We start from the raw sequence: 20,713 nt of genomic DNA on the forward strand, positions 1-20,713 counted from the left end.
TTTGGCCTGTCCTCAACCCTGTTTTGTTAATTTTCATTATTGACAACTTACACGTTGCAGTTATTTGTCAAATTTGACAATAAAGGAGCCCCAATGCCCCGACCCACGCTCAAAGACCAACGATCCGCTGAAATACTCGATGCCTACCTGACCTGTGTGGCCCGTTTCGGACTGGAAGGCGCAACACAAGAACGCATAGCGGCAGAGGCTGGTGTCAAACGGCCCTTGTTGCGCCACTATTTGGGAAACCGTGATGACATGGCGGCGGCACTGGCAGACCACGTGATCAACGCTTTTGCCGAAGTTACAGAGGCGGTCTCGGCTCAATTCGGATCGCAGGGTGAGCCATCTGAGTTGATTGATGCCCTGTTTGACGACGGCCAGGGCCATGATCCCCGGCTGATGCTGGCTTGGCAGGCTTTGGCAACGGCCGCAGAACGCATTCCTGACCTGGGCCCCAAACTGACTCACAGCTACGCAGATTTTCTGGCAGTCATCGAAGGTGTTCTGGCACGCGCATATCCATCGGCACCTCCCGAACGCATTCGGGCGGTCGCCCATGGAGTAACCGCTTGCGCTCAAAACATCGACGCGCTTGTCCCGATTTCACCGCCAGTTCAGTGGCGCGACGATCTGAAGGCGGCGGCGCTGGCGTTGTTTGCAAGCTTGGAGGGTGACGCATGATCAATCTTCCCAGACTGATCAACTACGCAGCCCTACCCGTTCTTTTGGTGGCCACATGGCTGGGGCTCCAGTGGCCCTGGGGGCTGGTATTTCTCTGGTGGGCCGTACCATCGATCCGCAGCGGCCAAGCTTTCCTGATCGATACCGTCACCCGCGAAACCGATCCACTCCTGTTCTGGACCGTTAATGTTCTTTGGATGGTCTTCGGCGGCCTGATGGTTACCGCCGACATCGCACCGGCCGTTTATCCGGCCTGGCTGGTCTGAGAGGTTTTTATGACACGAATGTATCACCGGCTCCCCGCCTCTGCCTATACAGCGCAGGACTGGTACGACCGCGAGCAAGAACTGATCTTCTCTCGCACCTGGCGATATGCCGGGTTTGCCGAGGATGTACCCGAGCCTGGACATTACATCTCGGTCCAGGCGGGTTTGAACAACATCTTCGTGGTAATGGGGCGTGACCGTCAGCTGCGGGCGTTCCACAACATCTGCCGTCACCGCGGAACCCAGTTGATCCGTGCAGTGGGCAAAACACAGAAGGCACTGACCTGCCCCTATCACGATTGGACCTACGATCTGGAAGGCAACCTGATCTCGGTCCCGGATGAAGACCGCGAATATCCTGACGGCATCGACAAATCTTGCCTCGGGTTGAAACCTGCAAGCGTCGATCTCTGGCGCGGGATGATCTTCGTGCACCCTGACCCACAGGCGCCGAGCCTTGCGGAGTGGTTCGGACCCGTGGATCCGCTGCTGGGCCCGCACAAGCCCGAAGAATTGGTCGAATACGGCGAAGCCCGCCAAAGCTATGAGATCCGCGCCAACTGGAAGATCGTGGTTGAGAACTACATCGACGTCTACCACCTGAGCCACCTGCATTCGAGCACGCTTCACATGTATGACCACGGTCGCGCAGAATATGGCTGGAAAGGTCCACACTATCATTTTTGGGAGCCGCCCGCGTCAGACTATGCCCGCGCGCTCGAGAAAAACCTGCCCACTCCGCGGGTAATCCCGAAACCGCATGTTGGCGCCTGGGTGCCGATGCTGTTTCCGGGCATTGGCTTGGCTGGCAGTGAAGACAGCTGGAACATCTTCATCATCACGCCACTCGCGCCCGACCGAACGCGAGTGGAAAACCGCACCCGATTGGCCAGCGCGTCGGCGTGGGAGTACTCACGGCAGCAATGGTCATCTTACGCATTCTGGCGTGACTTCGGTGGCCCGAAATACAAAGGCGACGATGCGTTGGGTAAAGATGACCCGATGACCTCGGGCGATTTCACAACCGAAGATGTCTATGCCTGCGAACAGCAACAGAAATCCTTGGCAAGCCCGTTGTTTGAAGTTGGCCCCGCCTCTGTCGGAGAAGGCCCGGTTTTGCAGCATCAGCAAGTTGTTATGGACTTCATGGCGAAAGCTGAGGCCGAGACATGACCAGGCCCAAAACACTCTCCCCAAACGCCATCCCTGGGCCGGCACCAATCATCCTGCGCCCAATTGCCCAGAACACAAAGGTCATCATGTGAAACTCCGCATACTCGCCAGCTTGGTTGGGATCGCCTTGGCAGGCGGACTGGCTCTCGCCGCGCCCGGCAGCGACCCGAAGGCGGTTGCCGAACGTCAGCTCTCTGCCCCCGACTCCCAGATCGCTTGGAGCGACTGGGATCCCGAAGCGATCCACACGATCACCGTAAAATATGGTCAGGGCCAGCCGGATGATCACTTTCGTTATTCGGTGGCCGATTGGGCCCAGCGAAAGGGCGACACCGGCTTTGAATCTGTCCTAGCGCTGCAGGGATATGTGGAAACAGACCGCTCACCCCCGCGGATCGTGATCACGGAAGAGCCGGGCAGCGCCACGGCAACAGCGGTCACCACAGTCAAGTACGACTGGCAGGGTCACGCAGGTACGATGGCGCAAATCGACCGTTTTTCGCTCACGCGCAAAGGCCGAAAATGGGTGATCCGCTCACTGCACACCACCATGGATTATCGCTGACTGAAGATGGCCGTCTTTTGCTCAGGAAAGGACCACTCGTGACCCGTAAATTCTTCCCCTTGTCCGTGGCTGAAATCCGGCCTGAAATCGGTGGCGAAGCAACTACCGTCGTGCTGGACGTACCACCAGCCCTGACCGAGCTGTTTCGCTGGTCCCCCGGCCAACATCTGACACTACGCTTCGGCCTGAGCGGGAAAGAGCAGCGACGCTGCTACACCATCTCCAACCCGCCAAACGAGGCGCTGCGGATCACCGTGAAACGCGTTTCCAAAGGATTGGTGTCGAACCATATCGGCGACACCCTGCGCGCCGGAGATACGGTCGAGGCGATGCCACCCTTTGGCCGCTTCACGCTGGAACCCAACGCAACTGCACGACGCACCCACTACTTTTTTGGCGCGGGCAGCGGGCTGACGCCGCTTTATGCGATGATCCGAGCCGTGCTTGATCACGAGCCACATTCCGTCGCCCATCTGATCTACGGCAACCGGTCCGAGAACGATATTCTGTTTCGGGAAACGCTGGACGCCCTCGTCGAGGCCAACCCATACCGGTTCACCCTGCGCCATGTCTTGTCAGCCCGATCGCTGTTGAGCTCGTTCAGCCCCTGGCGAACGGGCCGCGTTGACACGGATGCAATCAAGGCGGCAATCGACGAGACGCCCCCTATCGCACAGGACGTCCAGTATTGGATCTGCGGCCCTGGCAGCATGAACGCAGACGTCCGGGCGGCCCTGAAGGCGCTGGATGTGCCCGATGCTCGCATCCACATGGAAAGCTTCGGTGCCAGCCCTGTTCAAGACACGAGTCAATCCGGCATGGCGGCCACAGCGAGGGTGACGCTGGATGGGGAAACCCGTGAGGTGCCTATCGAGGCTGGGCAAACGATCCTTGAGGCCGCCATTGCAGCGGGACTGGCGCCGCCCTTCAGCTGCCAGTCAGGCGTCTGCGGCGCATGCCGCGCAATTCGGACAGAGGGTCAGGTTCAAATGCGGGCGCACATGGCCCTCGATCAGAACGACATCGCACGCGGTGAAGTTCTGACCTGCCAAGCCGTCCCTAAAAGCACAGAACTGGCCGTGCAGTTCCCCGATACGTAACAATCCCGGTACACCGCCTCACCGCCCGGCAGTACGGATCCCAGCGCACAACACATGTTCGCCCAAGGTGTCCGGGCCAAAACACTGCCGATCCCGCGCGGTGCGCAAAAACTGTGGGTATTCAAGGTGAATGGCGGAGAGACAGGGATTCGAACCCTGGAGACGGTTTCCCGCCTACACACTTTCCAGGCGTGCGCCTTCGACCACTCGGCCACCTCTCCGTGCCGGCGATATTTGGACCAACGAACAGGGATTTGCAAGGGCCGATTGCGCGGAAATCCAAGGGATACGCAAGTTGCTTATAGCGCCCCCACCCCAAACGATTGGGCGGGGTCGCCTCGGTCTCGGCCAGCCGGCGAGATGTTGCTGTAGTCCTCTGACTACAGCTCTTCGCCGTTGTCTGTGTCCATGTCCGCCTCAGTCAGGCCCATCGGCGCCGAGCTTGCGTCGTCGGTCTTCACAGGTTCCTGTTGATCCGGCTGTTGGGGCTTCGCTGCCTTGTTGGCCGGTTGCACCAGAACCTCGGGATTCCGCAGCCAGAGATCGCGCTGTGCGAACGGAATCTCGATCCCTTCTTCGGTGAAGCGCCGGTTGATTTCGTGGTTCATGTCCGACTTTACGGACAAGACCCAGTTCACGTCGCGCAGGATCGCTCTGATTTCAAAATCCAGCGAGTCCGCGCCAAACCCCTGGAACACGACGTTGGGTGCCGGGTTGGCCAACACCATCGGATGCGCATTCGCGATTTCGCCCAGGATCTTCTCGACCTTTCGGGTGTCGGTCCCATAGGCGACGCCAACGGGGACGATGACACGTCCGATGGTATTGCCGCGGGTATAGTTGGTCACCACACCGCTGATCAGGTCCGAGTTCGGAACGATCACATCGGTCCGGTCAAAAGTTTCCACCCGCGTCGAGCGCACCGAGATGTCGCGCACATAACCCATCATCCCGTTGACATCGATCCAGTCCCCTTTGGCAATCGGCCGCTCGACCAACAGGATGATGCCCGATACAAAATTCGACACGATTGTCTGCAATCCGAAACCGATGCCCACAGACAACGCACCCGCGACGATGGCAAGTGACGACAGATCAAAGCCCGCGACAATGATCGCGGCCAGCGCCGCAAGGAAAATTCCCACATAGCCCGTGCCTGCGACGATCGCGTTCTGCCCACCCGGATCGATGCTGGTTTTTGGCAGCAATGAGTTGCGCAAACCGCTCTGCAGCAGTCGGGTCAGCATGTAACCGATCGCGAATACGGCCACGAAAGTCAGGAAGTTGCTGGGCGAGACCGTCACGCCGCCGATGTCAAAACCCATCAGAAGCCGGGACCACGCCTCGCGCAGGTCCGAGTCGCGCGCGCCCCAATACAGCGCCAGAATGGGCAACGACAGAATGGCCAGAACGAACCCGACGAGCACCGAGAACAACGAGTCGCTGGCCGCGTCGCCCTGCCCCGTCAGCCAGCCATAGATCGAGCTGATGAACCGCTGGAAGATGACGATGGCCGTTATCAGGACCAGCGTTTTGACCGATGGGAACACGATCGCTTCGGCGGCATTGGTATAGCCAATGGCAGCCAGAACAACGCTTGCGATGCCCAGGAAAAACAGCGCACGGCGGAGCAGTTCGACCAGCTGACTAAACCCGGCCGCCCGTGCTGACTGGCCCTGGTCAGTCTCATCCTCGGAACCTTCGGGGCGGCGGATTTGGCGGATCCGCAGCAGCAACAGGGCTGTCACGAGTATCACAGGGAAACTGACGACGGCGCGAGTAGCCTCAGAGGTGTTTTCGATCCGTTCGAACAATTGGCCAAGTTCATGCAGAATCAGCATCAGCGCGAGCAGATCCAGATAAACCCGCAGTTCCTTGATCGTATTTGCCGACAGGACTTTGAAACCCCGTTCTTCGCCCATCAAATAGACCTGACGGCCGATCCAGTCGTAAAACAGGATGATCGCGGCCCAATACGGAATTTCCTGGATCAGCAATGTGCCGCGCAACCCCGGAATTCCGGTCATGACCACCGCCTGAACGATGATGGCAACCCCGAACCATGGCAGGATGATCCGGAACAGCGACACGACGAATGTCCATACGCCACGCCCGGAGCCTCCGAACCGCCGCAGATAGTCCCCAGCTTTCTCTGACCATGATCGCCCGAACAGCAGCAGGATCGCGGCCACCGCGAGCAGAATACCGATGGCAAGTCCGCTCTCTTTCAGCTTTTCGCGGACAAGGGCCGAACGCATGTTGGCCTTCGTCTCGTTGATCAACGCACGGCCCGCTTCGGTCACGTCCACCCAGGCAGGTGCCCAATGCGCCGGGTTGAGCGGCGATGGCCCGCGCTCAAGAAACTCTTTCCGCTGCCGTTCACGGATGATCTTATCAATTTCGCTGATCAGGCCGTTGGCGCGGCTGTAGGCCTCTTCCGAGATGATCCGCGGTACCTTCAGGCTGTTGAGTTGCTGCTCGAGGTTCTCTCGCAAGCTGGCGATATCTTCGGATTCCGAAGATCCGTCATCGGGTTTGGGCCCCAATGCCTTGAGCTGGCTTTCCAGCGTTTGAATGCGGTCTGTATTCGCACTTCGCGCGCGATTGAAGTCGTCCCGATAACCACTTATTTCAGAACGCAATTTCTCCATCGAAGCATTGGATGCCCGATTGGCTTCGATCACCTTCTCAGCACGCTCGGCGGTGCTGAGCCATCCCTGGTAGTACTCGCTCTGACGGTCGGTCAGCTGCGCCGAGGCTCCGCCTGCGACCCCAATGGCGACCACAAACGCAAATGCCAGTAAAACCAGAAACTGCCGCAGCATCATACGTCCTCAAAAACACCCGGAATACTGCGCGGGGCCTCGGTCATCCACTCTGGAACCGGCAATTCCTTTTCACGCAGGAAGTCGGGGTTGAACAGTTTCGACTGGTAGCGCGTGCCATAGTCGCACAACACGGTGACGATGGTGTGACCCGGACCCATTTCCTTGGCCAGTCTCACAGCGCCGGCAATGTTGATTGCGGTGGACCCACCCATGACCAACCCCTCTTCGCGCAGAAGGTCGAAGATATAGGGCAACGCTTCGTTGTCCGTAATCTGGTAGGCGTGGTCGGGCTTGAACCCTTCAAGGTTTTTGGTGATGCGGACCTGGCCGATCCCCTCGGCGATTGAGCCACCCTCCATCGCGATTTCACCCGTCGTGTAATAGGAATAGAGACCGGCACCCATCGGATCGGCGATACCGATCTTGACGCCCTTGGGCTGCAAAGCCTCGGCCACTCCGGCCAGCGTTCCGCCCGATCCGACCGCGCAGATGAATCCGTCGACCTTGCCGTTGGTCTGCTCCCAGATTTCCGGCCCAGTGGTCTCGACATGCGCCTGACGGTTCGCGACGTTGTCGAACTGGTTTGCCCAAATCGCGCCATTGGGTTCGGTCTTGGCCAACTGCTCGGCCAGCCGCCGCGAGTAATGCACAAAATTGTTGGGATTCCGGTAAGGTGCGGCGGGAACCTGAACCAGTTGAGCCCCGGCGAGGCGCAGCATGTCCTTCTTCTCTTCCGATTGGGTTTCCGGGATGACGATCACGGTTTTGAACCCCATCGACGCGCCGACCAGCGCCAGACCAATACCCGTGTTGCCCGCGGTCCCCTCGACAATCGTCCCGCCGGGCTTGAGATCGCCGCGCGCAATGGCGTCGCGAATGATGAACAGCGCCGCGCGATCCTTGACCGACTGACCGGGGTTCATGAACTCGGCCTTCCCAAGGATTTCGCACCCGGTTTCTTCGCTGACACGGCGCAGCCGGATCAACGGAGTTTTTCCTACGGCGTCAGCAAGGTCTCGTGCAATGCGCATGGCACCCTCTTGTAAATTGGCGTTTTCGCAGATGTACAGGTGCCCTGCGCCAACCACAAGGCGGGATAGTCATCCCCGCAACCGATCGCGGTTGCGTGCCAACCAATGCGCCAGGGACAAAAGAGGAAGGTCCTTGAAGACATGCCGGTCAACCATATCCATGAATTCGGCATACGGCAGAATCCTGCTGCGAATGTCCTCCCCCTCGGTTGCTAAGCCACCATTGTTGATCGAGGCGGTCAGGTCTCCAATCCCAACATAAAGGTGGATGTATTCAGTGGACGATCCGCTCGAAGAATAGGCACCGCCTGCATATTCGAGCCGCGAGAACGACACCTGCGCCTCCTCCATGGCTTCCCGGTGGGCCGCCTGTTCAGGGGTTTCTCCGGGATCGATCATGCCGGCGACCGGTTCCCACATCCACGGTTCGGGGTCGTCGATCAGGAATACCGGGGTTCGGAACTGCTCAACCAAAAGGACCGTATCGCGCAGGGGATCATACGGCAGCACCACGACCGCCGCACCCTGCATCAAACCATTCCGATTGAGAACCGGCCCCATCGACCCATCGTATCGGCGGTGCTGCAGTTCGATTTCTTCCATCCCGAAATAGTCGATGTATACGCGCGTGTGGCGGTGCACGATCACATCATCGCGGACACTGCGACCATCCCCGGTTCTCCGTTGCTGCGCCGCAAGCTTGGCCCACGCCCGGGTACGAATGGCAGGAAAGCTGCGCGCGATCCGAGAGGCATCGACCTTGCCGAAATACCCCATGACCTCATCCGCAGCCAAGAGGGTCATCGCGCCCCACTCGGACACCCACTGTTCCAACGACCAGGGATCGGCTGGCGTCCATAGCCCCGGGGCGGGAAAGAAGACTTGGGCGGAAACGGTCGATCCGCCTTCAAGGACGACCTCTTTGACGTGCAGGTCATAGTCGAACCCACCTTCGTAGAAGGCCAACCGTTCGATGTCTTGCGCAGTTAGGTTCTGCACCAAGATACCCCGTGCCGCTGCGCCGGGCGCCTCAAGGATCATCGGAAAGGCCTGGTCCTGCACCGCGTGAACCGCATGGTCCGGCAGCATCGCCGGCTCGGCCGCAAGATCCTGTCCCGAGCGACCCAAAACAAGTTCAAGAAGCGGCAAATACCGCAATGTGCCGTAGAAAAACAGATTGGTCATCGTAGGCTCGTGACTAGGGCGTCAGTTCCAGCGCCGCGAGGCGCCTTCGGTAAACAGGCCGGACAGCAGCGCACCAATCGCCAAAGTTGCGATGATCTCGGGCGAGATCAGTTGCTTGCCGAAATCCACACCGATCTGGAAGATGGCCAGCAATGCCTCGAATGGCCCGTCATAGCGGTGACGCATCGCAAGCCGGAACATCTCGTACGTGCCCTGGACGAACAGGCCCCAAAACACCAGAGAAACCACTCCGGTCAGGCCATTGTTCACGGCTGCAGTCCAGCCGCGGCCGGCCCGCTTCCCCATGATGACCCAACCACACAAAAAACCAAGGACCAGGTTCACATAGGTAAAGTAGCCGTAGTCCTTTCCCTCTTCGCCGTTGTCGATGATCATGCCAGACACAAGGAAAGCCACCACCATAAGACTGAGCGCGGCAACAAGACGTGAGGCTGTCGGCATTCCGGTATTTCCGTGTGTTAGTTGGGTTTTGCTACGGTGATCTGTGTCACATCGCAATTGCCCGTGTCAAAGGCTGCGCCGCAGGCGGTCAAATAATAATTCCACATGCGGCGGAAACGCTCATCAAAGCCCATCGCAGCCACCTGGTCCCATTTGTCGTTGAACGTGTCGTACCAGCGCCGCAAGGTCAGGTCATAGCTTGGGCCAAACTCCTTCGACTTGACCACATCCAAACCGGCCTGCTGGATTTCCTGCCTCAGCACCGTCGGAGCCGGTAACATGCCGCCCGGAAAGATATATTTCTGGATAAAGTCAACACCGTTCTTGTAGACGTCCCAGCGGCGGTCGGCCACTGTTATGATCTGAAGCGTGGCCCGTGCGCCGGGCTTCAGCCGGTCGCGGACCGTTTGAAAATAGACCGGCCAGTACTTTTGCCCAACGGCCTCGAACATCTCGATCGACGCAATGCCGTCATACTGCCCACGCTCGTCGCGATAGTCCTGCAGCTTGAAGGTCACCTTGTCGGAAAGCCCAGCTTTTTCTATGCGTTGCGTCGCATACTTCAACTGCTCTTGACTGATGGTCAGGCCTGTGACCCTCAGGTCTCTTTCTTTAGCGGCGTATTCAGCAAAGCCACCCCAACCGCAGCCAATTTCAAGGATGTGGTCGCCCGGCTTTGCTCCCATCTCGTCCACCAGGCTGGCATATTTGGCCGTCTGAGCCTTTTCCAGACTTTCCTGACCGGTTTCGAACAGCGCGCTGGAGTAGGTCATCGTCTCGTCCAGCCAAAGGCTGTAGAAATCATTGCCCAGATCGTAGTGGTACGAAATGTTCTTTTTGGCCTGCTTTCGGTTGTTCCGGTGCAGCCAGAACCGCAGGCGCTCATAGGCCTGAACCAAAAACTTGCCAGTGAAATCATCATACACCGTCTCGGTGCCCAGATGGACAAGATCCATGAAGGCGCGCAGGTCAGGTGTGCTCCACCCACCCTCAAGGTAGGCGTCGGAAAATCCGAGCTCGCCTTCACGGATCAGCCGCGCGAATACATCCGGGTCGTGAATATCAACGCGGGCGACAGGTCCGGGCTTGGCGCCTTCGTTGCGAAAAATGCGCCCGTCCGGCAGCGCGATGTCCAGCCGTCCGGACTCCATTCGCTGCAGCATCTTGAAGACCTGCGAAAAATATCTGGGCAGGCTTTTCTGCCCCTCTGTCGTCGTCAGGATCATCCGCTCTCCCCTGTGCGGTGGTCGGAGCAGGCTAGGACGGGATTCCGTTTCTGGCAAGTTTTCAATTCCTTACTGGTGTTTTCGGCCTTCGTAGGCGGCAAGCGCCCGCTGTCGCCCAACCTTCAGATCAACGACCGGATCAGGATAGGCATCCGTCGGAGACAGTCCCCATGACACCGGCACCGCATCGAAATAGGCAAGCGCCGTCTCGGGTGGGTTCTTTTGTCCTTCGGCCAGCCACCGGCGGACATAGGCGCCCGTGGGGTCAAACTTCTCGGCTTGGGTCTGCGGGTTGAAGATACGAAAGAACGGCGAGGCATCCGGCCCCGACCCGGCAACCCACTGCCACCCCATGGCATTCGCTGCCGGATCCCAATCGACCAGACAGTCCGCAAACCAATCCATGCCGATCTTCCAATGCGTCATCAGGTGCTTGGTCAGGTAGCTGGCGGCGATCATTCGGACGCGGTTGTGCATCCGGCCGGTGACATACATCTGCCGCAGGCCCGCATCTATCACCGGTATCCCCGTTCGCGCCATTGTCCAGGCTCGAACTTCGGGGGTGTCCGTGTCGGTGTTCCACGGAAACGCATCCCATTCCGGCTTCCAATTCGCGCTCAGTAGATGCGGCGTGTGGTACATCAGGTGATATGCGAACTCGCGCCAGACGAGTTGGCGCAAGAAGCCCTCGGCCCCGGATGAACCGGAAAACCCTGCGCTCTGGACCCGGTGCCAGATGGTTGCCGGGCTGATCTCGCCCAACGAAAGGTACTCGGACAGTCCCGATGTGCCGTCATCGCCCAGATCGTCGCGTTTTGCGGGATACGCGTCGAGCCGTTCGGTGAATTCGTCCAGCTGCGCAAATGCGGCGGCCTCGCCCGGTTCGACATGAGCCCGAACGACCGCCGCGCCACGACGCATATCCGCGCCAAGGTTCCAGGCCTCAAGCACGTCCGACTGCGGCCATGATCGGGGTGCCGCGATCCGCGACGGTGCAGGCTTGGGAGCGTCGACCTCTCTCCCGCGCACAGCCCGCCACATGGGCGTAAAAACACGAAAGGGCTGACCCGCCTGTGTGGCGACCGTCCAGGGCTCGAACAAGAGATGCCCGGCAAAAGACTTGGCGGTTACGCCCTGCGCGGACAATGCAGCCTTTATCCGAATGTCACGCCCGATGGATTCGGGATCACAGGCCCGCGACCAATAGACATCAGTTGCCCCCGTTTCCCGTATCAGGTCTTCAAGCGCGGCCAGCGCCGGGCCGCTTCGCAGGATCAGCTTGCTGCCCTTGCGCTCGAGGCCGTCAGACAATGCGGCAAGGCCGAGGCCCAGCCGCCATTTCGGAGCCGCGCCCAAGTCATCGACCAGCTGATCGCGCAGGAAAACAGGAATCACAGGTCGCCCTGTCTGCGCGGCCGCAGCCAAAGCCGGATGGTCACTCAGGCGCAGATCACGCCGAAACCACAAAATGATTGGTGACTGCTCTTTGTCCATTTCCGCCCCGTTTTCATATGTCTACGGGGCGGAACTGTTACCGGATCACAAAACCCGGTCAAATGCTTCGAGCAATTGGTCGATCTCGTTTCGCGAGGTGTAGTGGGTGAAACTTACCCGTAGACCACTTTGCTCCAGATCGACACCCATGGCGGTCAGCGGGCGAACCGCATAGAAATCACCACCGCCGGCCATGATGCCGTGTTTGGACAGATCAGCCGCCACGCTTTCCGCGTCGCGGTTGACGGCCAAGGCCACGGTCGGAGCCCGGCGTTCGGCATCGGACGGGCCGATCAGGCGCACCGCGTTGCGATCCTTGAGCGCGTCCAGAACCGGCTGCAGAAGCTCAACTTCGTGCCCACGCATCAGGTCGTGGACAAAAGCACCACGCGCGGAAGCCCCCGAAGATGGGCCGCCGTGGTGGTCGCAGAGTTGTTCGACATAGTCGGCCATGCCGGCGCTGGCGGCAATCTGAGCGTGGTCCGGGCCGGCCGGTGTGAACCGCTTGTACAGCACGTCTCCGTTGAAGAAATGCCCCTGATTGGGCAGCAGCTCGCCCAGCGTGCGCCGGATCACCATGCAGCCCTGATGCGGTCCGTAGGTCTTGTAGGACGAGAACAGGTAGATATCCGGCCCAAGGTCCCCCACGTTCGGGAAGCCGTGCGGTGCGTAGGACACACCATCCACGCAGACAAATGCCCCGGCCGCATGCGCGATCGCCGTGATTTCGGTGACCGGGTTGATCTCGGCGATCACGTTGGAACAGTGGGGAAAGCAAACCAGCCGCACCTTGTCGTCCAGCAGATTTTCCAGATCGGACGGATTCAACGAACCGGTTTCCGGGTCGATTTCCCATTCGCGAACCTCGATGCCGTCCTCGGCAAGGCGCCGCCAGGGCCCCGAGTTGGCTTCATGGTCCTGGTTGGTTACCACGATCGCTTCACCCGGTTTCATCCACTGCCGAAAGGCCTGCGCCAGTACGTAGGTGTTCTGCGTGGTCGAAGGGCCAAAGCTGAGTTCGTCGGTGTCCACGCCCAGCAGAGCCGCCATCCGGACACGTGCCTCATCCATCTCTTCGCCCGCCAGACGGCTGGCCTCGTAGGGCGCATATGGCTGTACCTTGCGCTGGGTATAGAAGCGGGTCAGCCGATCCAGAACGGGTTTGCAGGTATAGGAGCCGCCCGCGTTCTCAAAAAATGCCTGCCCTTTCAGGCTGGGTTCGGAAAAAGCCGGAAACTGCGCCCGAACGAAGTCAATATCCAGAGTGCCCATCGCACAATCCTTCTGTTGTCATGCCCAATGTTCCGAAGTTCCGCCCGCGCATGACACCGGACAACTCCGATACATGGCAGGTCTTCCAGCCAGCCACGGGTATCGCCGCGGCAGTTCGGCCGCCCGCACGAGGATGACGGGACCAAACGCCGTCAGTTAGCCCGGCCAACCCCGCGCGGTCAAGCCGGGCGTCTGATGCCAGCTTCTGTCATCAGCACATGCCAAACTCACGGCACTCAAGACAAGAGAGGTTTCAGATGAGTTATCTTCCAAAGGATTTTCTGGTGTGGGGCGAACTGCCTGTTTCCGACTTGGACAAGGCGGTAGAATTCTATGCCCACGCCACAGGGGCAGAACTTGCGGTCGACACATCCGGCCCGAACCCCATGGCCATGTTCCGCCCCGCTGACCCGGCAACGGGCGTTGCCTTGCATCTGTATCCGGGAAAGCCAGTAAAAGATGGTACCGGCCCGACCCTTCATCTGGCCGCAAAGGGCACGGCTGAAGAGATCATGGCCAGGGTCAAGGTTGCCGGAGGTCAGGTTGTCTCTGATCCGATCCAAATCCCGGCCGGTCGGTTCTTCTATGCGGTCGATCCCGATGGCAATTCGGTCGGCTTCTTCGAAGGCAGTCCGAAATAAATGAAAGGCCCCGGTGATGTAACCGGGGCCCACTGTCAGTGGCGGTACGCTCAGTTGCGTCGGCGTTCGTTCACCAGACCGATGAAGATGGACACGCACATCAAGACCAGCACGATCGCAAAGGGAAAGCCGGTGGCAATGGCCGCGGCCTGCAATGCGCCGAGCCCACCGCCCAGCAGCAGTACGACCGCGATGGCCCCTTCCAGCACGCACCAAAATACGCGCTGAGCCGTCGGAGCATCGGTCTTGCCGCCTGCCGTGATGGTGTCGATCACCAGCGAACCCGAATCCGAGCTTGTGACGAAGAACACAACCACCAGAACGATACCGACGAACGACAGCAGTCCAGCCATCGGGAAAGCCTCGAACATCTTGAACATCTTCAGTTCCAGCGCCGCATCGGTCAGAGCCTGTCCATTGCCGGACATGACCTGATCCAGGGCAGCTCCGCCGAAAACGCTCATCCAAAGGGCGCCGACCAGCGTCGGGATAAGGATGACACAGGTCACGAACTCGCGGATCGTGCGCCCGCGCGAGATACGTGCGATGAACATGCCGACGAACGGTGACCAGGAGATCCACCAAGCCCAGTAGAAGGTGGTCCAGCCCTGCATGAAGTTCGTGTCTTCGCGCCCAACCCAATTGGACAGGCCCGGCAGCGCAACGACATATTCGATCATGCTGTCGAAGAACCCGATCAGGATCGCCATGGTCGGCCCCACGATCAGGACCAGCAACAAAAGCAGCGCCGCCAGCACCATGTTGGCCTCGGACAGGCGTTTGACCCCCTTGTCCAGTCCGGCGATCACCGAAATCAGGGCGAAGACCGTGATCAAGCCGATCAGCAGCACTTTCATCCCGTCTGTCACCGGGACATCAAACAGATAGTTCAAACCGGCCAGCGCCTGTGTCGCCCCCAGGCCGAGCGAGGTCGCCAGACCGAAGATGGTCGCAAAGACCGCAAGCACATCGATGACATGCCCCAGCGGACCCCAAGTGGCCTCGCCGAACAGCGGGTAAAAGACCGAGCGCATCGTCAGGGGCAGCCCGCGATTGAAGCTGAAAAATGCCAAGGCCAGCGCAACAACCGCATAGATCGCCCAGGGGTGCATGCCCCAATGAAAGATCGTGGCTGCCATCGCCAGCTTCCGCGATGCGTCGGGATCCTCCAGCCCGGCGCCCAACGGAGCCCAGTCGGTGCGCAGGCCGTCCTCTCCCACGGCGACACCGCCAAGTGATGCGCCATAGTGCGAGATCGGCTCGGCCACGCCCCAGAAAACAAGCCCGATCCCCATGCCAGCGGCGAACAGCATCGAGAACCAACCCGCATAGCTGTAGTCCGGTTTCGCATCGTCGCCGCCCAACCTGATCTTGCCCAGCGGCGTCACGATCAACAGCAACGAAAACACGACGAAGATATTGGCCGAAAGCATGAATACCCAGTCGAACTGGTTGGTCAGCGCGGGGCGCAACCAGCCGAAGAAGTCGGCAGCCTGCTCGCGGAAAACCAACGAAAAGAAGACGAAGGCGATGATGGTCAGGCCAGACACGGCAAATACCGGGTTATGAATATCCAGCCCCATGATCTGGATATTGTCCTGGCCGACCTCGTAGTCGGCATCTGAATTGTCGGACATTCTCTCTCCTCTCATTTTAATGCGCTTTTGATCGGGGAAAGATCGTTTTTTCGGTCAGCCGCCAGAGACTTTCCGGCGGGCAAAAGCGACACGCATACCGGTCACACCGAGCATTTTCAGCAGACCGGAAGGCGTTGGGTTACCTAACGTCCGAACCGAGTCGGGCGCCAGGCAAACTAATGTGGGCTGTTCGGTCGGACCTTTGGCTAGCCTTGAACCTTGGTATAGGTCCCCTCGCCTGCCAGAATTCCGCGGAACCCGCCGGGCTCGTCCAACCCGAATACGATCAGCGGCAGATTGTTGTCGCGCGCCAGAGCGATAGCCGAAGCATCCATGACCTTCAAACGCTTGGCGAGAACGTCGTCATAGGTCACCGAGTCATAGCGGACGGCATCGGCATGGATCTTGGGGTCCTTGTCATACACGCCGTCGACACCGTTCTTGCCCATGAAAATCGCCTCGCAGGCCATTTCGTTGGCGCGCAGCGTCGCGGCGGTATCGGTGGTGAAGTACGGGTTGCCGGTTCCAGCCGCAAAGATGCACACCCGTTTCTTTTCCAAGTGGCGCACAGCGCGGCGGCGAATATAGGGCTCGCACACCTCGTCCATGCGGATGGCCGAGATCACCCGGGTGAAGACACCTAGGCCCTCAAGCGCGGATTGCATGGCCAGCGCGTTCATCACGGTCGCCAACATGCCCATGTAGTCGGCCGTGGTCCGTTCCATCCCCTGAGCCGAACCGGACAGGCCGCGAAAGATATTCCCTCCGCCGATGACCATGCAGATCTCGACGCCGAGATCATGCACCGACTTCACTTCCTGCGCGATGCGTTGAACGGTCGGGGGATGCAACCCGAATCCCTGATCCCCCATCAGCGCCTCGCCCGAGATTTTCAACATGACGCGTTTGTACGTTGTCTTGGGGGTTTCGGCGGTTGTGTTGGTGGAAGAAAGGCTCATGTTGCGCTCCGGGCTGGCACGGGTTTGTTTTCCGGCGCAAAATGAAGCAAAACCACTGCGGGTTCAATGCGGATGGTCAAGGAACAGGGCAAACACTCATGGCTGAAAACACAGCGCGCAATTTGCTGAACAGTCTGCCGCCCATTCCCGACGATCTGCCGGTCCTCATCATGGGGCCGACCGCATCGGGCAAATCAGCCCTTGCACTGGAGATTGCCGAACACGCGGGCGGGATCATCGTCAATGCGGATGCCAGCCAGATTTACGACTGCTGGCGCATCATTTCCGCCAGACCCTCGATCGACGAAGAAGCTCGGGCTCCACACGCTCTCTATGGCCATGTCGCTTTTGATCAAGACTATTCGGCCGGCCACTGGCTGCGCGAGGTGCGGACTTATTTGTCAGGGCCGCAGCGTCCGATCATCGTGGGCGGAACAGGTCTCTACTTTTCGACGCTGACGGAAGGTATGGCAGACATCCCGGCAACGCCGCCCGAGTTGCGCAAGACAGCCGACGCGATCCCCCTGCCCGAGCTTCTGGCCGGGATTGATCCAAGGACACGGGACCGGATCGACACGCGCAACCGCGCCCGTGTGCAAAGGGCCTGGGAGGTCGAGCAAGCCACGGGCCGGACCCTAGCTGATTGGCAGGACGACACGCCGCCACCGCTGCTGCCCCTGGATCAAGCGTTTCCGATCGTCGTGACTCCCGAGCGAGACTGGTTGATCACGCGCATCAATTCGCGCTTTGACCAGATGTTGCAGGCGGGTGCCCTGGACGAAGTTGCGGCGATGCGGGGCAGCTACGACCCGAACCTGCCTTCGTGCAAGGCCATCGGAGTACCTGAATTGATGGCCCATATCGAGGGGCGGATGACCTTGGCCGATGCCCGCGAAAGAGCAACGATTGCGACACGCCAGTACGCCAAACGCCAGCGCACTTGGTGCCGTGCCCGGATGAAGCACTGGCATAACGTCGATCCGAGCCAAGGCTGAGTGAATCACTGACATCACACCAAAACCTCGTCCGAAGTATTTTATTTTCAGCCAGATAAGGGGTTTTCGGCCGAAACCCGTCGGAAAAGGGAATCACAAGTTCCAGAATCAGACTTGCCGGTACCAGCCCCGGCGGCCACGGTTCAGGTTTCTCTGCAAATGTCGTTTTTGTGCACTTGATGACGATTTCGAACATTGACCTAAATTGGAATCTGGTGCCGAATGAACCCATGGGGATGCACAGAATTCGAAAAACCACATCCAAAATGACCTTGCTCGGCGCTGTCTGGCTTCGACGGGGACCAACAAACACCCATAATAATCTCACAGGGAGACATCCATGAAAACCAAGACATTGACCGGAGCGCCGATGCACTGGGCTGCCGAAATGCACGCCCAGGAATATCGGGACGGCAAGCTGAGCCGCCGCGAGTTTCTGACGCGCACGACCAGCCTTGGTGTCACTGCCGCGGCCGCCTACGGCATGGTCGGCCTGACCGCACCCGCCAAGGCCGCGGGCGAAGACGCCAAGAAAGAAGGTGGCACCCTGCGCGTTCAGCAGGAAGTTCGGGCGCTGAAGGATCCGCGCACCTATGACTGGTCGCAGATCGCCAACGTAACTCGTGGCACGCTGGAATACCTGGTCGAATACAACTCGGACGGCACATTCCGCGGCATGCTGCTGGAGGGCTGGGAAGTCAACGACGATGCGACCGTCTACACGCTGAAGGTCCGTCAGGGCGTCAAGTGGAACAACGGCGACGATTTCACCGCCGAAGACGTGGCACGCAACATCGCGCGCTGGTGCGACAAGAGCTCGGAAACGAACTCGATGGCGGGCCGTTTTGCCACGCTGGTCGACGCAGATACCGGCCAGGCAATCGAAGGCGCGATCGAGGTTGTGGACTCGCACACCGTCAAGCTGAACCTGCCGAACTCGGACATCTCGTTGATCCCGGGCATGGCAGACTATCCGGCCGCGATCATCCACAGCTCGTTCAGCGAAACGGACCTGACAAACAATGTCGGCACGGGCCCCTACCTGATCGAAGAGCTGGAAGTGGGTGTGAAAGCCGCGCTTGTGCGTAACGAAAACCACACCTGGTGGGGCGAAGCCGTATTCGGTCGTCCGGCCCTGGACCGCATTGAGTACATCGACTACGGCACCGATCCGTCGGCATGGCTGGCAGCTCTGGAATCGGACGAAGTCGACATGCTGTATGAATCGGTTGGTGAATTCATCGACGTGATGGACAGCCTTGGCTACGTGAAGTCCGAGGTTGTCACGATGAACACCATCGTGATCCGCCCGAACCAGCTTGCGGAAGTGGACGGCAAGAAGGTCTATGCCGACAAACGTGTGCGTCAGGCGCTGCAGATGGCCGTGGACAACTCGGTCTGCCTCGAGCTTGGCTACGGTGGTCGCGGCTCGCCTGCAGAAAACCACCACGTTGGTCCGATCCACCCGGATTACTACGAACTGCCGCCGCAGAAAGTTGACCCGGAAGGTGCGCGCAAGCTGATGGAAGAGGCCGGCATGGCCGATTTCGAACACGAGCTGATCTCGATCGACGACGACTGGCGCCGCAACACCACCGATGCCGTGGCAGCCCAGCTGCGCGACGCGGGCATCAAGGTCAAGCGGACGGTTCTGCCGGGCAACACGTTCTGGAACGACTGGGCAAAATATCCCTTCAGCTCGACCAACTGGAACCACCGTCCGCTGGGCGTTCAGATCTGGGCACTGGCCTACCGCACCGGCGAGGCCTGGAACGAATTCGGCTGGTCCAATGCCGAGTTTGACGCCCTTCTGACCGAAGCTCTGGCCATTGCCGATGCCGACAAGCGCCGCGAAATCGTGGCCAAGGGCGAAGCAATGATCCAGGAAGAAGGCGTCACCATCCAGCCCTATTGGCGGTCGCTGTACCGTCACATGAAGGACGGTCTGGTCGGAACCGACATGCATGTGTCGTTCGAACACCATCACTACAAATGGGGTTGGGCGGCCTGATCCCGACCTGAACCTTTCAAGGGGCGCCCGAATGCGGGCGCCCCTTTCCAGCCGCAGACACACCGACGCGGGGTCGGACGTCCGACGCCAGAAAATGGTCCACTGATCTGCGGAGAACCCGAACAACAGGGGCCAACATGGGACTCTTCATCCTTCGACGATTGGGCGTGATGCTGTTGACGGCACTTTGCCTGACCTTCGTTGTCTTCTTCCTGACCAACCTCTATCCAAACCTGGAAAAACTGGCCAAGACGCAGGGCAACCAGCGTATGTCCGATGAACAGGTCGTCACCTGGCTTGAGAACCGCGGATACATGCAGCCCACGCTGGTCAAATACGGCCAATGGCTTGGGGTGGTGCCCGGTTTCACCAACACGCTACCGGATGGTCAGTTCGTAGGAAGTTGCACCCGTCCCGGCTCTACTCCGGAAACGACACCGCGCTACTGCGGCGTTCTTCAGGGCGACTGGGGCTATTCAACCGTCTTCAAGGACGAAGTCGGAACGATCGTCAGCAAGCGTCTGGGCAACACCGGCTACCTGATGTTCTGGGTGCTGGTGCTGATGATCCCGACCGCCCTGTTGGTTGGTGTGCTAGCCGGCATGCGCGAGGGGTCTGCCCTGGACCGGTCCCTGTCCACGTTTTCGATCATCACGACAGCCACGCCGGAATACGTGTCGGGCGTGATCTTCATCGCCATCTTCACCTCGTCAACCGTGGGTCTGAAATGGTTCAAGGGCACCGCCACACAGGCCATGGAGAACCCGACCTTCGAGAATTTCTTCCTGCCGGTCCTGACCATTGCCCTTTACGGCATGGGTTACATTGCACGGATGACCCGAGCCTCGATGACCGAAGTGATGACCGCGCAATACATACGGACTGCGCGCCTGAAGGGTGTGTCCTTCGGGAATATCGTTCTGAAGCACGCCCTGCGCAACGCGCTGATCGCGCCCTTCACCGTCATCATGCTGCAGTTTCCCTGGTTGCTGAACGGCGTCGTTATCGTCGAGACCCTGTTCAACTACAAAGGTTTTGGCTGGGCGCTGGTGCAGGCCGCCGGCAACAACGACATCCAGCTTCTGCTGGCGATCTCGGTCGTGTCGGTCTTTGTGGTGCTCGTGACGCAGCTGATCTCGGATATCGGCTATGTCTACCTCAACCCGCGCATCCGCATTTCATAA

At 59.5% G+C, this 20,713-nt stretch carries 18 protein-coding genes and 1 tRNA gene; 9 read left to right on the top strand and 10 right to left on the bottom strand.

The window, feature by feature from the left end; genetic code table 11:
- Positions 1-93: 93 nt before the first annotated feature.
- The 5 genes from ACR0BA_RS04480 (at position 94) to ACR0BA_RS04500 (ending at position 3,788) form a co-directional block, all read left to right on the top strand.
- Positions 94-684, top strand: a complete 591-nt coding sequence (locus ACR0BA_RS04480; protein WP_480726634.1) for a TetR/AcrR family transcriptional regulator — start codon at positions 94-96, stop codon at positions 682-684.
- Positions 681-950, top strand: coding sequence for a hypothetical protein (locus tag ACR0BA_RS04485; RefSeq protein ID WP_480726636.1), 270 nt, complete (start codon positions 681-683; stop codon positions 948-950). The genes ACR0BA_RS04480 and ACR0BA_RS04485 overlap by 4 nt, the downstream gene beginning before the upstream one ends.
- 9 nt (positions 951-959) lie before the next feature.
- Positions 960-2,123 carry an aromatic ring-hydroxylating oxygenase subunit alpha gene (locus tag ACR0BA_RS04490; protein ID WP_480726638.1) on the top strand — a complete coding sequence of 388 codons (1,164 nt, stop codon included), beginning with the start codon at positions 960-962 and terminating at the stop codon, positions 2,121-2,123.
- 88 nt (positions 2,124-2,211) lie between these two features.
- Positions 2,212-2,688 (top strand): hypothetical protein, encoded by a 477-nt coding sequence (locus ACR0BA_RS04495; RefSeq protein ID WP_480726640.1) that lies wholly within the window; start codon positions 2,212-2,214, stop codon positions 2,686-2,688.
- 38 nt (positions 2,689-2,726) lie between these two features.
- The gene (locus tag ACR0BA_RS04500; protein WP_480726642.1) at positions 2,727-3,788 is read left to right on the top strand and encodes a 2Fe-2S iron-sulfur cluster-binding protein; all 1,062 of its coding nucleotides are present in this window, start codon (positions 2,727-2,729) and stop codon (positions 3,786-3,788) included.
- Positions 3,789-3,919: 131 nt separating this feature from the next.
- On the opposite strand, the gene ACR0BA_RS04505 is transcribed toward ACR0BA_RS04500, so the two are convergent.
- From ACR0BA_RS04505 to ACR0BA_RS04540, 8 genes are all read right to left on the bottom strand, one after another.
- Positions 3,920-4,009: transfer RNA gene (locus ACR0BA_RS04505), tRNA-Ser, on the bottom strand.
- A 159-nt stretch (positions 4,010-4,168) separates the two neighbouring features.
- Positions 4,169-6,613: a DUF3772 domain-containing protein gene (locus ACR0BA_RS04510; protein ID WP_480726644.1), complete on the bottom strand. Its 2,445-nt coding sequence runs from the start codon at positions 6,611-6,613 to the stop codon at positions 4,169-4,171.
- Positions 6,613-7,647: a cysteine synthase A gene (locus ACR0BA_RS04515; RefSeq protein WP_480726645.1), complete on the bottom strand. Its 1,035-nt coding sequence runs from the start codon at positions 7,645-7,647 to the stop codon at positions 6,613-6,615. Before ACR0BA_RS04515 ends, ACR0BA_RS04510 begins: the two co-directional genes overlap by 1 nt.
- A 69-nt stretch (positions 7,648-7,716) precedes the next feature.
- A complete protein-coding gene (locus ACR0BA_RS04520; protein ID WP_480726646.1) occupies positions 7,717-8,832 on the bottom strand; it encodes an NUDIX domain-containing protein in 1,116 nt (371 codons plus the stop codon).
- A 21-nt stretch (positions 8,833-8,853) separates the two neighbouring features.
- Positions 8,854-9,294 carry a TrgA family protein gene (locus ACR0BA_RS04525; RefSeq protein WP_093961876.1) on the bottom strand — a complete coding sequence of 147 codons (441 nt, stop codon included), beginning with the start codon at positions 9,292-9,294 and terminating at the stop codon, positions 8,854-8,856.
- 17 nt (positions 9,295-9,311) lie between these two features.
- Positions 9,312-10,520, bottom strand: a complete 1,209-nt coding sequence (locus ACR0BA_RS04530) for an SAM-dependent methyltransferase (protein WP_170357606.1) — start codon at positions 10,518-10,520, stop codon at positions 9,312-9,314.
- A gap of 69 nt (positions 10,521-10,589) precedes the next feature.
- Positions 10,590-12,014 (bottom strand): cryptochrome/photolyase family protein, encoded by a 1,425-nt coding sequence (locus ACR0BA_RS04535; protein ID WP_480726648.1) that lies wholly within the window; start codon positions 12,012-12,014, stop codon positions 10,590-10,592.
- 45 nt (positions 12,015-12,059) lie between these two features.
- On the bottom strand, positions 12,060-13,286 hold the full coding sequence (locus tag ACR0BA_RS04540; protein WP_480726650.1) for an aminotransferase class V-fold PLP-dependent enzyme: 1,227 nt from the start codon (positions 13,284-13,286) through the stop codon (positions 12,060-12,062).
- Positions 13,287-13,543: 257 nt separating this feature from the next.
- Between ACR0BA_RS04540 and ACR0BA_RS04545 the strand changes: the two genes are divergently transcribed.
- Positions 13,544-13,927 carry a VOC family protein gene (locus tag ACR0BA_RS04545; protein WP_480726652.1) on the top strand — a complete coding sequence of 128 codons (384 nt, stop codon included), beginning with the start codon at positions 13,544-13,546 and terminating at the stop codon, positions 13,925-13,927.
- 50 nt (positions 13,928-13,977) lie between these two features.
- Here the strand turns inward: ACR0BA_RS04545 and ACR0BA_RS04550 are convergent, their stop codons facing one another.
- Positions 13,978-15,564, bottom strand: a complete 1,587-nt coding sequence (locus ACR0BA_RS04550) for a BCCT family transporter (protein ID WP_480726654.1) — start codon at positions 15,562-15,564, stop codon at positions 13,978-13,980.
- Positions 15,565-15,770: 206 nt separating this feature from the next.
- Positions 15,771-16,523, bottom strand: a complete 753-nt coding sequence (gene pyrH, locus ACR0BA_RS04555; RefSeq protein ID WP_480726656.1) for a UMP kinase — start codon at positions 16,521-16,523, stop codon at positions 15,771-15,773.
- Between the two features lie 98 nt (positions 16,524-16,621).
- Between pyrH and miaA the strand changes: the two genes are divergently transcribed.
- From miaA to ACR0BA_RS04570, 3 genes are all read left to right on the top strand, one after another.
- Positions 16,622-17,518, top strand: coding sequence for a tRNA (adenosine(37)-N6)-dimethylallyltransferase MiaA (miaA, locus tag ACR0BA_RS04560; RefSeq protein WP_480726657.1), 897 nt, complete (start codon positions 16,622-16,624; stop codon positions 17,516-17,518).
- A gap of 340 nt (positions 17,519-17,858) precedes the next feature.
- Positions 17,859-19,529: an ABC transporter substrate-binding protein gene (locus tag ACR0BA_RS04565; protein WP_170419167.1), complete on the top strand. Its 1,671-nt coding sequence runs from the start codon at positions 17,859-17,861 to the stop codon at positions 19,527-19,529.
- Between the two features lie 137 nt (positions 19,530-19,666).
- The gene (locus tag ACR0BA_RS04570; RefSeq protein WP_093961867.1) at positions 19,667-20,713 is read left to right on the top strand and encodes an ABC transporter permease; all 1,047 of its coding nucleotides are present in this window, start codon (positions 19,667-19,669) and stop codon (positions 20,711-20,713) included.

The sequence above is a fragment of the Ruegeria sp. CI5 genome (genome assembly GCF_056536885.1).

Excerpts from the sequence above, each read along its gene's own strand:
- ACR0BA_RS04480 (WP_480726634.1), top strand. The coding sequence starts at position 94 with ATGCCCCGACCCACGCTCAAAGACCAACGATCCGCTGAAATACTCGAT.
- ACR0BA_RS04485 (WP_480726636.1), top strand. The coding sequence starts at position 681 with ATGATCAATCTTCCCAGACTGATCAACTACGCAGCCCTACCCGTTCTT.
- ACR0BA_RS04490 (WP_480726638.1), top strand. The coding sequence starts at position 960 with ATGACACGAATGTATCACCGGCTCCCCGCCTCTGCCTATACAGCGCAG.
- ACR0BA_RS04510 (WP_480726644.1), bottom strand. The coding sequence starts at position 6,613 with ATGCTGCGGCAGTTTCTGGTTTTACTGGCATTTGCGTTTGTGGTCGCC.
- ACR0BA_RS04515 (WP_480726645.1), bottom strand. The coding sequence starts at position 7,647 with ATGCGCATTGCACGAGACCTTGCTGACGCCGTAGGAAAAACTCCGTTG.
- ACR0BA_RS04520 (WP_480726646.1), bottom strand. The coding sequence starts at position 8,832 with ATGACCAATCTGTTTTTCTACGGCACATTGCGGTATTTGCCGCTTCTT.
- ACR0BA_RS04525 (WP_093961876.1), bottom strand. The coding sequence starts at position 9,294 with ATGCCGACAGCCTCACGTCTTGTTGCCGCGCTCAGTCTTATGGTGGTG.
- ACR0BA_RS04530 (WP_170357606.1), bottom strand. The coding sequence starts at position 10,520 with ATGATCCTGACGACGACAGAGGGGCAGAAAAGCCTGCCCAGATATTTT.
- ACR0BA_RS04535 (WP_480726648.1), bottom strand. The coding sequence starts at position 12,014 with ATGGACAAAGAGCAGTCACCAATCATTTTGTGGTTTCGGCGTGATCTG.
- ACR0BA_RS04540 (WP_480726650.1), bottom strand. The coding sequence starts at position 13,286 with ATGGGCACTCTGGATATTGACTTCGTTCGGGCGCAGTTTCCGGCTTTT.
- ACR0BA_RS04545 (WP_480726652.1), top strand. The coding sequence starts at position 13,544 with ATGAGTTATCTTCCAAAGGATTTTCTGGTGTGGGGCGAACTGCCTGTT.
- ACR0BA_RS04550 (WP_480726654.1), bottom strand. The coding sequence starts at position 15,564 with ATGTCCGACAATTCAGATGCCGACTACGAGGTCGGCCAGGACAATATC.
- pyrH (WP_480726656.1), bottom strand. The coding sequence starts at position 16,523 with ATGAGCCTTTCTTCCACCAACACAACCGCCGAAACCCCCAAGACAACG.
- miaA (WP_480726657.1), top strand. The coding sequence starts at position 16,622 with ATGGCTGAAAACACAGCGCGCAATTTGCTGAACAGTCTGCCGCCCATT.
- ACR0BA_RS04565 (WP_170419167.1), top strand. The coding sequence starts at position 17,859 with ATGAAAACCAAGACATTGACCGGAGCGCCGATGCACTGGGCTGCCGAA.
- ACR0BA_RS04570 (WP_093961867.1), top strand. The coding sequence starts at position 19,667 with ATGGGACTCTTCATCCTTCGACGATTGGGCGTGATGCTGTTGACGGCA.